18 protein-coding genes, 1 pseudogene and 1 other annotated feature are annotated in these 14292 nt (G+C 34.3%); of the genes and pseudogenes, 1 reads left to right on the top strand and 18 read right to left on the bottom strand.

Features of this window, described 5'->3' with window-relative positions:
• From rsmH to BW732_RS09290, 3 genes are all read right to left on the bottom strand, one after another.
• Positions 1–969 (bottom strand): 16S rRNA (cytosine(1402)-N(4))-methyltransferase RsmH, encoded by a 969-nt coding sequence (gene rsmH, locus BW732_RS09300; RefSeq protein WP_077276494.1) that lies wholly within the window; start codon positions 967–969, stop codon positions 1–3.
• 24 nt (positions 970–993) lie between these two features.
• Positions 994–1425, bottom strand: a complete 432-nt coding sequence (mraZ, locus tag BW732_RS09295) for a division/cell wall cluster transcriptional repressor MraZ (protein WP_077276493.1) — start codon at positions 1423–1425, stop codon at positions 994–996.
• Positions 1426–1563: 138 nt separating this feature from the next.
• Positions 1564–1935 (bottom strand): DUF3397 domain-containing protein, encoded by a 372-nt coding sequence (locus BW732_RS09290; RefSeq protein WP_077276492.1) that lies wholly within the window; start codon positions 1933–1935, stop codon positions 1564–1566.
• Positions 1936–2140: 205 nt separating this feature from the next.
• On the opposite strand from BW732_RS09290, the gene BW732_RS09285 reads away from it, so the two are divergent.
• Positions 2141–2251, top strand: coding sequence for a DUF4044 domain-containing protein (locus BW732_RS09285; protein WP_077276491.1), 111 nt, complete (start codon positions 2141–2143; stop codon positions 2249–2251).
• A 68-nt stretch (positions 2252–2319) separates the two neighbouring features.
• Here the strand turns inward: BW732_RS09285 and recN are convergent, their stop codons facing one another.
• The 15 genes and pseudogenes from recN to BW732_RS09210 form a co-directional block, all read right to left on the bottom strand.
• On the bottom strand, positions 2320–3996 hold the full coding sequence (gene recN / locus BW732_RS09280; RefSeq protein ID WP_077276490.1) for a DNA repair protein RecN: 1677 nt from the start codon (positions 3994–3996) through the stop codon (positions 2320–2322).
• 14 nt (positions 3997–4010) lie between these two features.
• Positions 4011–4853: a TlyA family RNA methyltransferase gene (locus tag BW732_RS09275; RefSeq protein WP_077276901.1), complete on the bottom strand. Its 843-nt coding sequence runs from the start codon at positions 4851–4853 to the stop codon at positions 4011–4013.
• 8 nt (positions 4854–4861) lie between these two features.
• Positions 4862–5758: a polyprenyl synthetase family protein gene (locus tag BW732_RS09270; protein ID WP_418369023.1), complete on the bottom strand. Its 897-nt coding sequence runs from the start codon at positions 5756–5758 to the stop codon at positions 4862–4864.
• Positions 5759–5986 carry an exodeoxyribonuclease VII small subunit gene (locus tag BW732_RS09265; RefSeq protein WP_077276488.1) on the bottom strand — a complete coding sequence of 76 codons (228 nt, stop codon included), beginning with the start codon at positions 5984–5986 and terminating at the stop codon, positions 5759–5761.
• Positions 5987–7336 (bottom strand): exodeoxyribonuclease VII large subunit, encoded by a 1350-nt coding sequence (gene xseA, locus BW732_RS09260; RefSeq protein WP_077276487.1) that lies wholly within the window; start codon positions 7334–7336, stop codon positions 5987–5989.
• Position 7337: 1 nt separating this feature from the next.
• A complete protein-coding gene (gene folD, locus BW732_RS09255) occupies positions 7338–8198 on the bottom strand; it encodes a bifunctional methylenetetrahydrofolate dehydrogenase/methenyltetrahydrofolate cyclohydrolase FolD (protein ID WP_077276486.1) in 861 nt (286 codons plus the stop codon).
• Between the two features lie 113 nt (positions 8199–8311).
• Positions 8312–8746: a transcription antitermination factor NusB gene (gene nusB, locus BW732_RS09250; protein ID WP_077276485.1), complete on the bottom strand. Its 435-nt coding sequence runs from the start codon at positions 8744–8746 to the stop codon at positions 8312–8314.
• Positions 8743–9171, bottom strand: a complete 429-nt coding sequence (locus BW732_RS09245) for an Asp23/Gls24 family envelope stress response protein (RefSeq protein ID WP_077276484.1) — start codon at positions 9169–9171, stop codon at positions 8743–8745. Before BW732_RS09245 ends, nusB begins: the two co-directional genes overlap by 4 nt.
• Before the next feature lie 107 nt (positions 9172–9278).
• Positions 9279–10345, bottom strand: a pseudogene (locus BW732_RS09240) (M24 family metallopeptidase).
• An 870-nt stretch (positions 10346–11215) separates the two neighbouring features.
• Entirely contained in the window at positions 11216–11437 is a 222-nt protein-coding gene (locus BW732_RS09235) for a hypothetical protein (protein WP_077276483.1), read from the bottom strand.
• A gap of 79 nt (positions 11438–11516) precedes the next feature.
• Entirely contained in the window at positions 11517–12197 is a 681-nt protein-coding gene (locus tag BW732_RS09230) for an IS6 family transposase (RefSeq protein ID WP_077276482.1), read from the bottom strand.
• A gap of 233 nt (positions 12198–12430) precedes the next feature.
• Positions 12431–12715: a 50S ribosomal protein L27 gene (rpmA, locus tag BW732_RS09225; RefSeq protein WP_077276481.1), complete on the bottom strand. Its 285-nt coding sequence runs from the start codon at positions 12713–12715 to the stop codon at positions 12431–12433.
• 13 nt (positions 12716–12728) lie between these two features.
• Positions 12729–13055 (bottom strand): ribosomal-processing cysteine protease Prp, encoded by a 327-nt coding sequence (locus BW732_RS09220; protein ID WP_077276480.1) that lies wholly within the window; start codon positions 13053–13055, stop codon positions 12729–12731.
• A 27-nt stretch (positions 13056–13082) separates the two neighbouring features.
• On the bottom strand, positions 13083–13391 hold the full coding sequence (gene rplU, locus BW732_RS09215) for a 50S ribosomal protein L21 (RefSeq protein WP_077276479.1): 309 nt from the start codon (positions 13389–13391) through the stop codon (positions 13083–13085).
• Between the two features lie 19 nt (positions 13392–13410).
• Positions 13411–13483: a sequence feature (ribosomal protein L21 leader region), on the bottom strand.
• A 90-nt stretch (positions 13484–13573) separates the two neighbouring features.
• On the bottom strand, positions 13574–14185 hold the full coding sequence (locus tag BW732_RS09210) for a TetR/AcrR family transcriptional regulator (protein WP_077276478.1): 612 nt from the start codon (positions 14183–14185) through the stop codon (positions 13574–13576).
• Between the last annotated feature and the right edge of the window lie 107 nt (positions 14186–14292).

The raw sequence follows: 14292 nt of genomic DNA, 5'->3' as shown, positions 1-14292 counted from the left end.
CTAGACCATCCTTTCTGAAGTTATTTTTTCAGCAATCCGTAACTTAGCACTGCGTGACCGATTATTTTCAGCTAACTCAGCTTCAGAAGCTAAAATCGGTTTACGGTTAACCAATTTTAAGATTGGCTGATATTCATCGGGAATAATAGGTAATCCAGGTGGTAAATCAGGATGAGCTTGGCTGTATTCTTTAAAAATATTTTTGACTATTTTATCTTCTAAAGAGTGGAACGTTATCACACTTAAACGTCCATCAGCATTTAGTAGGTCAATAGCCTGTTCAAGTGATTCATTAATCACATCGAGTTCACTATTAACTTCAATCCGAATGGCTTGAAAAATTCTTTTTGCGGGATGTCCACCTTTTCTTCTAGCAGGTGCCGGAATCGCTTCTTTAATAATCTCTACCAACTGTCCAGTGGTTTCAATCGGCTCAGTTTCTCTCTTTTTTTCAATCAATCGTGCAATTTGTTTAGAAAATTTTTCTTCACCATATCGATAAAATATTTTAACTAATTTATGATAGTCATAATCATTAACGACATCTCTCGCAGTTAGTGGTGCGGTTTGATCCATACGCATATCTAAAGGCGCATCTTGATGATAACTAAATCCTCGTTCCGCTTCATCTAATTGTGGCGATGATACACCTAAATCATATAAGATACCATCAACATGATGGACGTCGTATTTTAATAATTCTACTTGTAAGTATCTAAAATTTGCTGGAATAAATGTCACCATATCTTTTTCAATATATGATGCCAATTTAACTTTGGCATGTTTGATAGCCTCTGAGTCTTGGTCAAATGCATACAAATGCCCTTCCTCATTTAACTGAGAAAGTAAATAATCACTATGTCCCGCTCCACCTAATGTACAATCCACATATGTTCCATTAGGTTTAATGGCCAAGCCATCGACGGTTTCTTTTAATAAAACGGTTGTATGCTTAAATACTTCTGCCATAACATTCTCACTCTCTAGCTATTTTTAAAATCCAAAATCAATCATACTTTCGGCAATAGCATCAAAATTTTCTTCTGCCTCTACCGAAAAAGCCATCCAACGTTCTTCAGACCATAATTCAATGCGATTAGCCACACCGATAACACGACACTCTTTGGTTAATTTGGCATATTCTCTTAAATTACTTGGAATAATAATCCGTCCATTCTTATCTAGTTCACACTCTGCAGCTGCAGAATAAAAAAAACGGACAAATGTTCTAGCTTCTTTTTTTGATAATGGCATTTCTTGTATTTTTTTTTCTAAAGTGGTCCATTCTTCTAAAGGGTAACCAAATAGACAGCCATCCATTCCTCTAGTTAAAATAAAACGTTGACCTAAATCTTCACGTAATTTAACTGGAATAATAAGACGTCCTTTCGAGTCTATGTTATGCTGAAATTCTCCCATAAACATTAAACGTCACCTCAATCCACCACTCAATAAGAATAGTCTACCACATTCCCCCACATTCTACCACATTATCTAGTAGTTTTTTTCGTTAAAAGATTGTTTAATAAATAGAATTATCAATTCATAAATCAACAAAAATAATTATTTCAATGCCAAAATAATACTAACAATCATCAGTACTAAGTATAAGAAAAAACTAATTAAAAAGGTAATACGCCAAAACATCTTTAAAAATTTTTTAAGATTGAGCTCTTTGAATTGGTATACTTGAAAAACTCCAACTAACATGGCAATTAATAATAACATTAAAGTCACATAAGGAAAAAAGCTTTCATCTAAAGAATTTAACGAAATATAATGGACACTGAGTAACAAAAATGGTGTCACTAAATCCGGTGTCCGAATACCATATTTTCTCTCTATTTGATATTTTTTACCAAAATGTTTAAACAATATAAACAAAGCTATGGGTATAATATACCAAAGTAATGTGAATTCACTAATTGTCTTCATAATTTTAATAATTCCTTTCAATCACTACCATAAAGCATATGATTAATAAAGCTTTTCTGTTATTATTATATGATAGTTTATCTTTCTCTTCAATTTTTTTCTGAAAATGCTTAGTAATTCTTTAAAAATAGTCTAGAGACTTGAATTTATGTAACAATTTATTGTAAACTGGCTTTAACAAAAGTAAGAAGGACGTGTTATTATTATGGATAAACAACCAAGTACTTTTAGCAAAATCACAAAAGTTGTTGTTTGGATTATGTTGTTAGCAATAATTGGCGGAGCTGTTTTCACTGTTTTAGGACCATTCGGTTAAAATTATAACTTAAAAAGCAATCAGTAACTTTGTGCCTAACTTTAGATACAAAGTTACTGATTGCTTTTTTAATCATGCGCTAATTTTAATAACTCTTTTGCATGCTGTAAGGTTAAAGAAGTCACTTCACTTCCCGCTAACATACGTGCAATTTCTTTTACTCTACCATCATTATTCAATTCTCTAACATGCGTTTCTGTTCGGTCATCAACCACACGCTTTTCAATAAAATACTGTGTGTCAGCTTCGGCAGCGACTTGTGGTAAGTGAGTAATACATAGAACTTGTGAATTTTCACCAATTTGATGAATTTTTTCTGCAATTGACTGTGCGACACGACCACTAACTCCAGTATCAACTTCATCAAAGATAATACTCGTAATTGCTTGAGTTTGAGAAAAAATTGTCTTAAGTGCTAACATCAATCGGGACAGTTCACCTCCAGATGCAACTTTAGCTAAGGGTTTTAATGCTTCTCCAATATTGGTTGAAATATAAAATTCAATTTTATCTTGCCCTAAGCGAGTAAACTTTGGAGTTGTCAGTTGAAAGTGTACTTTAAATTGTGTGTTTTCCATATATAAACCTTTTAATTGCTCCAAAATTGCTTTTTCTAAGCGCTGAGCGACTTTTTTTCGTTCATTGGTTAATTTATCAGCGGCTACAGTTAATTCGCCAAATAAATGTTCTTTTAACTGAAATAATTCGTCTAGCTGTATTGTGTCAGTAGTCGTCAACTCAAGTTCTTGTTTAATACTATCAAAATAAGCTAAAATATCGGTAATTTGTTCCCCATATTTACGTTTCAACTGACGAATAGTATCTAATCTTGTTTCAACTTCATCTAATCTGCCATCATCCATCTCTAACACATCTAAATGACTAGATAGTCTACCAGCTGCTTCCTGCAGTAAATAATACGCATTACGGACTAATTCAGTTGTTTCAGCATAGTCTGTATCTAGTGATTCGATTTGTTCGAGATTTGTCATGACACGACCAACTAAATCAAGCGTTTGCGCACCTTCACCTTCTAGAGCATCATAGCTACTACTAAGGGTCTGCACAATTTTTTGGTAATTCATCAGTTTACTACGTTCTTCCAGTAAGCGTGTATCTTCATCAACCTCAAGATTGGCCGTCCCTATCTCATCAAATTGAAACTGTAGCATGTCCATACGTTGCGCAAACTCTTTTTCATGAGTCTGATAGGAATCAATCTGTTGACTAACATGCATATATTGTTGATAGAGATCCTGATAATTTGCCAATAATGGTTGTAACATTGACTTATCAAAATCATCCAGTAGTCCTAAATGCTGCGTGGCATCCATCAATTCTTGATGCTCGTTTTGACCATGAATATCAACTAAACGGTGCCCTACTTCACGTAGAATCTTCGTATTGACGAGTTGACCATTGATTCGGCAAATATTACGACCAGTTCTAAAAATTTCACGTTGTAAAATTAGTAATTCGTCCGGCATGTCGACACCAATTTCTGTGAGATATGCTTTAATAGGCAATTGGTTTTCAACATAAAATGCTCCTTCAATTCGGCACCGTTCCGTCCCATCGCGAATAAAATCACTGGAGCCACGACCACCTACCAATAATCCCATGGCATCGATAATAATTGATTTACCAGCACCAGTTTCACCTGTTAGGACGGTCATACCACCCTTAAATTGAATCGTTAAACTTGAAATAATTGCAAAGTCCTGTACAGATAATTCCTGAATCATACCTTTCACCTACTTTAATTAATGTGATTAGTCGTCTTATTTTGATGAGTGAGCTGCAGATGAGCTGAATTAACTACCTCTTCCGGTGTTTGCTCAAAGCGGTACATTCCGATAGCTGAGACAGGTTTTAAGTAAGCTAAAAATTCAATGTTACCATCTCCACCTGTGATTGGTGAATAATCTAATGCAACAATGTCATACCCAAATGACGTCATAAAACCTAGAACCTGCTGTAAAACAGCCAAATGAATTTTTTTATCGCGAATGATTCCTTTCTTACCTACTTGCTCACGTCCAGCTTCAAATTGTGGTTTAATTAACGCAACAACCTCGCCATCAGATGCCAAGATGTCTTTTAAAGCTGGTAAAATTAATTTTAATGAAATAAAAGATACATCAATAGAAGCAATCATCGGTTGCCCTAATTTAAAATCATCGCGCTTAGCATAACGAAAATTCGTTTTTTCCATCACTTCAACACGAGGATCTTGTCGGAGCTTCCAAGCTAATTGATTAGACCCTACGTCTAGTGCATAACTCATTTTTGCACCATTTTGTAAAGCACAGTCTGTAAACCCTCCAGTTGATGACCCTATATCAAGTAAAATTTTATTAGTAAAATCAATACCAAAAGCTTTAATGGCTTTTTCCAACTTTAAGCCACCTCTTGAGACATAAGGTAATGTGTGTCCTTTGATTTTTAACTCAGTATTTTGAGGTATCTTTTCACCAGGCTTGTCATAACGTAGATTATTCATATCATAAACCAATCCTGCCATAATCGCACGCTTGGCCTGTTCTCGTGTTTCTGTTAATCCTTGTTGCGTAACTAGCACATCAATACGTTCTTTTTTTATTTTTTCACTCATTTATCTATTACCATCAATTCTTCTAATATCATTTCTAAAATCGTTTGCTGAGTTATACCCATTAGTTTTTTTGCCTCTTGCAAAGAACCCTGTGCAAGAGTACAAGTTTGTTGAAAAGAGTGTTCTGCACCTTCTAATCCTAATAAAGATACGTAAGTACTCTTATTTAACTTCGCATCTGCACCAATTTTTTTGCCAATTACTGTCTCGTCACCAATCACATCAAGCAAATCATCACGAATTTGAAAAGCAATTCCAACTGCTTCGGCAAAAACTTTCAAGTGTTCCTTGACAGCAACTGGTGCACTTCCTAGTTGGCTACCAGCAGAAACTGCAAATTCGATTAACGCACCTGTTTTACGACCGTGCATTTGCTTTAATTCAGATAAACTAATCTTTTTATTTTCATTTGAGATATCTAGCATTTGTCCTGCTATCATTCCATGAGTTCCACTCGCTTTTGCTAAATCACCCAATAACTGATTTTTTATATCAGCAGTTAAATCACTCTTCGCAACTAGATGGAAAGCTTCAGTTAATAGACCATCCCCTGCAAGAATTGCCGTTGCCTCACCAAATACTTTATGATTAGTCGGTTTACCTCGACGTAATGAATCATCATCCATAGCTGGTAGATCATCATGAATTAAAGAATAGCAGTGAACCATTTCTAAAGCAGAAGCAACTTGATACGCACCATTTTTTAGAGGTTCGCCCAAAAAATCAATTGTTGCTAATAACAATAATGGGCGAAATCGTTTACCGCCTGCTTGAATTGAGTAAACCATAGACTCTAACAAGTTTTTTTCTGTTGTTGTTTCTGTTAAAAAGTGAATCATAGTATCATCAATTCGTGGAACTTGTTGTTTTGAAAATTCTCTAAAAGTCATCACCTAGGCTCCTTCAGTGTCAAAATTTACTTCTTCACCATCAGTTGTCATCATTTTAGTTAAAGTTGTTTCAGCCTCACTTAGGGTCTTTTGACATAGTTGACTCAACTCAATACCTTCTTTAAACTGAGCTAATGCTTCTTCTAATGGTACATCACCCGTTTCAAGGCGTTGAACAATTTTTTCCAATTCCCCTAAAGATTCTTCAAAGGTCTTTTTTTTATTTGCCATTTAGTCATTCATCTCTTTCTCTTCAATTTTATTTACTTTGGCAATAACCTCACCATCACTCATTACTACACGAATATCACTATCTTTCGCTATCTGAGTTACACTAGAGATTACTTGCTCATCAAATACAACATATGAATATCCACGCTTCATGGTTCTTAACGGACTTAATATATCTAATTGATTAATTAAATCAGTAAATCGCTCACGTTGTGACACAATATAAGTTGTCATCGCTGATCGTAATCGTTCATCTAAATACGTATTAGTTTGTATTAATTGTTGAATACGATTCTGTGGCGTATACCGCCATAATCTCTGGGTTAACTGGTTAAATACTTGTGTCTCTTGCTTAACTTGTTGTGCAAGTTGTTTGTCCATACGTGTCACTAATTCATCTACTTTTAAAGCATATGGCTCATATAAGCGTTGTGGCTGTTTAAAGACAAAAGAAGAATGCACTCGATCAAGACGATGTTGTTGTACTTGCATCAAGCGTTTAAATGCTTGATACAAGCGCATTTTCTTATCATGAATTTTGACTAATTCGTCTGATAATACTGGTACAGCTAATTCGGCCGCTGCAGTTGGAGTAGCAGCTCGCACATCAGCCACCAAATCGGCTAATGTGACATCTGTTTCATGACCAACAGAAGAAATAATTGGCGTTTTTGCTTCAAAAATTGCGCGGACAACAGCTTCTTCGTTAAAGGGCCATAAGTCTTCAATCGAACCCCCACCACGACCGACAATCATTGTATCAAAATCTCGACTATCCGCTTGCTTAATTTGTCTCACGATATCTGCTGCTGCCTTATCTCCTTGAACAACAGTCGGAAATAATACAAGCTGCACAATTGGATAGCGTCTTTGAATAGTGGTAATGATATCTCTAATAACAGCACCACTTGCACTTGTGATTACAGCAATACGCTTAGGATAATTTGGTAATAATTGCTTGAAATCAGCTTTAAATAAACCTTCAGCAGTCAGCGCTTCTTTCCGTTGTTCAAGAGCTTGATAAAGTGCTCCTTTGCCATCAGGTTCCATATGTTCCACATAAATTTGATAATTACCGCTCGCTTCATATAAAGAAATACGACCAACCACTAAAACCTTCATACCTTCTTCAGGTTTGAATTTTAATTGAGACATTGCTGATTTAAACATCACTGCAGATATTTTAGCTCGATCATCCTTTAGGCTAAAATATTGATGTGAATTTGCTCTAAACCGAAAATTAGATATTTCTCCTGTTAGAAAAACACGTTCAAGATAAGGGTCAGCGTCAAATTTTCGTTTCAGGTACTTCGTTAACGCAGTAACTGTTAAATAATCTTTTTGTTCCATGTTACTCACCTTCTAAATGTGCTAGCCTGCCATTAGCCATTGTCTGTTCCATTAACATAGTAATTGTCATCGGACCTACGCCACCAGGAACAGGCGTAATAAAACTAGCAACGGGTTCCACAGAAGCAAAATCAACATCACCGACTAACTTACCAGACTCATTACGATTCATTCCTACATCAATTACAATAGCTCCTGGTTTAACGTAATCAGCTGTAATTAGCTCACCTCTACCAATCGCCACAACTAAAATATCAGCTGTCTGCGTTAATTCTTGTAAATTCTTCGTTCGAGAATGTGTTAAGGTGACGGTACCATGTTCCATTAACATCAATTGAGCCATTGGTTTACCTACAATATTACTCCGACCAACCACAACAACTTGTTTTCCTTCTATTTTAATATCATATGCTTTTAATAATGTTATGATACCGTATGGTGTACAAGCGATTTTATCTGGTTTACCAATAAATAATTTTCCCATATTTAAAGGATGAAAACCATCCACATCTTTTTTAGCATCAATTGCTAACAAAACTTTTTCTTCATCAATATGTTCAGGCAATGGTAATTGAACTAGAATCCCATCAATTGCTTGATCAAGATTATATGTTTGCACTTGTTCTAACAACTCAGCCTCAGTTGTTTCCTTGGGTAGTCTTTTAACGATAGAATGAAATCCTATTTTCGCTACAGCTTTTTCTTTATTTTTTACATAAACATGACTTGCTGGGTCATCTCCAACTAAAATAACGGCTAACGTTGGTAACCGCAACCCTTTAGCCCGCCAGTTATTCACTTCTGTAGCTAATTTATCTTGTAATTGGTCAGCTAATTGCCGACCATTCATAATGATTGCCATTCTAAAACCCCTCCATTTAAAATATCATGCTATTATTCTATCATATTCTAATCTAACTTACCTTCTAGATAAATAAAAATCGTGCACACCACTGCGGCATACACGATTCGACATTATTTTTCTTCTGCCTCTAACATAACAGCAGATAGGACTCCATTCACAAAACGACGTGACTCATCATCACTAAACTCTTTTGTTAACTCGAGAGCTTCATTTAATGAAACTTTAGCTGGTAATTCATCCAAATAAAGCATTTCATAAACGGCTAAACGTAAAATTGATAAATCAGTTCGCGCAATTCGATTAATTTTCCACTTTTTCAAGTGTTTCGTAATCGTTGCATCGATGATTTCTTCTTGCTCTGACACACCTAAAACGACCTGAGTCAAATAGGCTGGCACATCTTGTTCATCAGTCATTTGTCTAGGATAAAGCTCTAAAGCACGCTCAATAGCTAACTCTGCAGTTAACTCCTCATCGAACAACTGAATAAAAATACTTTGAAACGCTAACTGTCTTAATTGATGTCTTGTAAAATCCAATTTTATTCTTCCTCGTCTTCCGAACCAAATAACTCATCTAAATCAGGCAATATTGTTTTTTCAGGAATGATACCGACTACGTGTACATTCACTTCAGACAACTCTAAATCTGTCATGTAAAGAACTTGTTGCTTCACTTTTTCTTGCATATCAATAGCCACTTTAGGTACCGATACGCCATAATTCAAATAGCAGTATAAATCAATCATAATATTACCATTTTCATTGCGTAAAGTAACACCTTTATCATGAACGGAACCACCAAATAACTCAGTCACATTAGACGCTAAATTACCACGCATTGTGTAAACACCTTTTACTTTTGACGCAGCAATACCGACGATGACTTCCAGTACTTCAGGAGCTACTACAATATCTCCTTGTACCTCTTGATTTTCATTATTCAATACTAAATTTTTATTTTCAGCCATGTGTCATCCTCCTTAACTTTTTTTGAGAGACATATGAACGCCTAACAGATTGTATCTCTTTGTCTTCTATCTTACCTTGATATGAAAAATTAGTCCATTCTTATATTCTATAAAATAATAAGCTCTTTTGGTGAATGTGTCAATCGTTCTACGCCATTTTTTGTAACTAACATATCATCTTCAATTCGAACGCCACCAATTCCGGGTAAATAAATCCCTGGTTCGTTGGTTATAACATTTCCAGGAACAAATGCTTTTTCAGCAACCTTCGACACATTTGGTCCTTCGTGAATCTCTAAACCAATACCATGACCTGTCGAATGTCCAAATGCTTCACCATAACCATGTTCCGAAATGTAATCACGAGCAACAGCATCCAACTCAATACCTGTCATGCCAGCTTGAGCTACTTCTAAAACTTTTTCTTGAGCACCAAGAACGATTTGATAAATATCTTTCAATTGGCTATTACGTGGTTCGCCTAGTGAAATTGTCCGTGTCATATCAGATACATAGCCGTTGTAGTAACATCCAAAATCAATTGTAATAAAGTCACCTTGCTCGATGATTTTATCACTAGCCACTCCGTGAGGCATTGCTGAGCGTAAACCACTAGCAACAATTGTCTCAAACGACACACCACTAGCACCTTTTGAACGCATAAAGAAGTCTAATTCATTAGCAACCTGTATTTCAGTTAGACCAGGTTTGATATAAGTTAAAATATGTTCAAATGCTTGATCAGCAATATGGCAAGCATCTTTAATGATCGCAATTTCATCAGCATCTTTAACTTCACGTAACTCTTCAATCATTCCAGAAATTGGTATTAAATCTTGCTCCATTAACGTTTCTAGCTCAACAAATTGTTTGAATGTCACATTAGTTTCTTCAAAAGCAACATTAGCGACACCAGAAATATCAACTAATTCTGATACTTTATCTAGAATAGGTCCAACATTTTTTTCAATTGTGTAACCTTCACATTGTGTTGCTGCTTGCTCAGTATAACGAAAATCCGTAATAAAATACGCTTCTTCGAGTGTAATCAAAGCCATCCCTGTCGTTCCAGTAAATCCTGTTAAATACCGTAAATTATATGGGTTAGTAATAATAAATGCTTCAAGAGAGTTTTTTTCATTTTTGTTCGCAAATTTTCAACACGTTTTAACATACTTAACATCCTTCTTTCCAATGACATTTTACACTTGCATCTATTATAACAAAGTGAGAATCTAAATTAAACACTAAAAAAAGCAATCCATCATAACTAGCCAACTGATTTAACCAGCACAAAGCAAATCGCAGAATATATAATAGAAGAAAGTTATTTATAACATAGTCTTTATCAAAATTTATAGGTGTCTCAAAGCCAGAACATACCCACGTTTTCTTTCTTTACAAATCAAAACAGTTCCTAAATTCACTTAATTATGTGCTAATCCACTAAAAAATAATCCTTATGTATATCACTGAACATTCATTTTAATTACTCAAAATTTAACAATTAGGCAAACAATAAAAATTATTTAAATAAAAAAAATTATTCAGGTTTAGACGTATATTCTAATTAGTATGTCAGAATTAACAAACATACTCCTAACATTTTGCCCTCTAGTAATTACACTAACTAGAGGGTTATTTTTTTAGTTATCACCAATAAGTACACTCATTAAGTTACTAGATAACAGAACCGTATTATTCATTATTTTGGTTGTTTGTTTTTCACATCCAAAAGCAAAAATGTTAAAACATATTAGATATAAGAATAATAAAGTTTTCCTAATACAAACCCCACCTTTGTAAAATTCCGTTCATTTTATCATAGTTATTTAACTCTTAGGCTAACATAATGCCAATTAAAAGCAACTTTAAAAAAATACATGTTTAAGTTCATCATTATGAATTATATTACTCACTATGATGAACTTAGATAAAAACTTTAATAATAGATTAATTCCTCAATAAATCGACTTCACTATTAGTCCTCAATTAGTGAACTAAATCATCAAAATAATCAATTAAATAAATAGCTGAATTTTTTCTAAATTGGTTTCTCATCACTCACAGTATCAAGTGCCTCTTTCAACATATTACTTGCTTCTTTTAACTGTTTCACGCTATATAGTGTGCTAAAAACACCTAAAACTCCAATAAAACTCCAAACCCAATCGCGTCTATAAATTGAAAATAAAGTAGCTACAATAAAGACAACAACCAAAACGTACATTACTTTAATATATAATTTCATCCTTCTTAAAAGCATAATTAATATCACCTATTTCTTTAAATGGTTCTGTTGCAAAGTTTAAAATTAGAACTAATTTTTACTTCTTACGTGAGTTTTATGCAGGAATACCTAGTAGTTGATTGATTTCGTGAATCACTGAAAAGCCGAAGAGATTTCCGTCTCTTTGGCTAGTTTTGTACAGTGCATGTATTGCTTCAATTCCTTTAATCGTGGAGGAGGCAGTCCTTATGGACTGATATAATGTATGTCTCTTCTTAACCGGTCGATGGTCTTGTTCAATGATATTATTTAAATATTTACTTGTTCGATGAGTCGTTCTATCAAATAAACCTTCTAGCTTAAGTCGATTAAACGCGCTCCTTAGTGAAGGAGCTTTATCAGTCACAAGAACTCTAGGTTCCCCAAATTGTTTGACTAATCTTTTAAAGAAAGCATAGACTGCTTGTTTATCGCGATTCTTTCTCAACCAAGTATCCAAGGTTAAACCCGAAGAGTCGATGGCACGATACAAGTAATGCCATTTTCCTTTTATTTTAATATAAGTTTCATCCATTCGCCAAGAATCGTTAACAGACTGATTTCTTTTTTTCCATAAACCGTAGATAATTTGACTGGATTCTTGTACCCAGCGATAGATAGTTGTGTGGCAAACGTTAATTCCACGGTCGCTCATAATTTTTGAAACTTCCCGATAACTCAATTTATATCTCAAATAATAGACAACGGCTACCGTTATAATGTCTTTTTTGAATTGTTTCCCCTTAAAATGAGTCATTTGAAAGCTCCTAGTTAACTTTTTTTCTTAATTCTACCCTACATCAAGAGAATTGGAAAACTTTGCAACAGAACCATTAATTATAGGAAACAAATTCTAAGATGTAATCAGTGCTAATCATTATCACTAAATGTTTTTCAACAGTACAACCTAATGAAGAGCATTTAAATCAAAACAAAATAAAAAAGCTTAAATTCTTGATTTAAAAAGAATTTAAGCTTTTTTTAAAATCATTATTTAGCTACTGGATAAACAGAAACTTGAGTTTTGTCGCGTCCTTTACGTTCAAAACGTACAACGCCTTCCACTTTAGCATATAATGTATCGTCGCCACCGCGACCTACGTTAGTACCTGGATAAATTTTTGTTCCACGTTGACGGTATAAGATTGAACCACCAGAAACAGTTTGACCGTCAGCACGTTTTGCACCTAAACGTTTTGATTGTGAGTCACGACCGTTAGTTGTTGAACCTCCACCTTTTTTGTGGGCGAATAATTGTAAATTCATTGTTAACATGAGATACACCTCCTCAGTTTTTAGTTACTTGGATAAATTGTGAGTACTCTTTTTCTATTTCATCTAACCCAATAAGCAAACTAGATAATAAGATTTGACTTATTTTCAATTGTTCTTTTGTTATATCTTCTGGCAAAGTTGCAAAAAGATAACCGTCATCAACCTCTACAATTAAATCGAAATTAGCCAATTGACTAATACTATTAACAGTATTGATTGATAGCGCTGAACAAGCAGCACATACAATATCATAGCCACAAGGACCAGAACCAGCATGACCACTCATTTCAAAAGCAACAATTTGGTGTTGCTTATTGTGTGTAAATGCTACATCAATCATGAGCAACTCACCCTTTTAATCAGTTTATTATGCGTTGATCGCATCAATCATAATTTTAGTATATGGTTGACGGTGACCTTGTTTACGATGAGAATCTTTTTTAGGTTTGTATTTGTAAGTAACAACTTTCTTTTGTTTTCCTTGTTTTTCAACAGTTCCTTCAACAGTTGCACCTGCAACGATTGGCGTTCCAACTTTAGTTGTTTCGCCACCTACTAAAATAACTTCATCAAACACAACTTTTTCACCAGCTTCTACGTCTAATTTCTCAACGTAGATTGCTTGACCTACTTCAACTTTAACTTGTTTACCACCAGTTTTAACAATAGCGTACATGTTTGTTCCGCACCTCCTATTCTTTACTTAGACTCGCCGGCATAAGCGACATAACGTACTTAATAACTTAATTCGAGCGGTTGTAGCTGTGGTGCACACAATTACAACATTAACATCTTACCAAATATAGAAAAAAAGGTCAACTACTTTTTAGTTAACCTTTTAATTTATTACTATTCTATTTAGTCTTTTACAACATCAACGAAAAAATTAGTTAATTTTACTTCTTCAAAAAGTTCTGATTTCATCAATTTAGCAACATTTGCAGCCATGTAATGGTTTGCATAAATTTTACCTTCAACAACCCAAGCCTCTGAAATCCCTAATAAACCGTAAACTAAATAGTTAGCAATTAGTTCTTTTGGTAATTTACGCACAGGAATCGGATTAGAGTGCGACACATGTTCTAAAATGTAGTCATATAATTTATCACTAAACAACACGCGGTACATATCCGCATCATGCTCTTTCAATAATGTAATAAAGAACTCAGGCGCTTCTCCAACATATTTAAAGAAATTATCTAATACTAATTGCGGAACATTTTCTTCACCATCAATTGTTGAATAAACAATTACGTGTTGATAGAAATCTTCAATAATTTCTTCCATAATAGTCTCAATAAATGTATCTTTATCTTTGTAGTGTAAATAAAACGTTCCTCGTGTAACACCAGCTTGATTCGTTAAATCTTTGATATTCATCTCACTTAATGTACGCGTTTTTAGTAGCTCTAAAAATGAACCTCTTAATTTTTTGCGCGTCTTAATTACTCTTGGATCTATTTTCCCCATAATATAATCTTCCCCTCAATTCTAATTTTACAGAAAGGTTTCCCAACCCAATCTGTTGAATCTAACATTAAGATTATATACCTAAATTAATTTTTTGTCTACTACAT

This window comes from Vagococcus penaei (assembly GCF_001998885.1).
In the GTDB taxonomy this organism is placed as follows: domain Bacteria; phylum Bacillota; class Bacilli; order Lactobacillales; family Vagococcaceae; genus Vagococcus; species Vagococcus penaei.
This window is presented reverse-complemented; position numbering and strand designations above follow the sequence as displayed.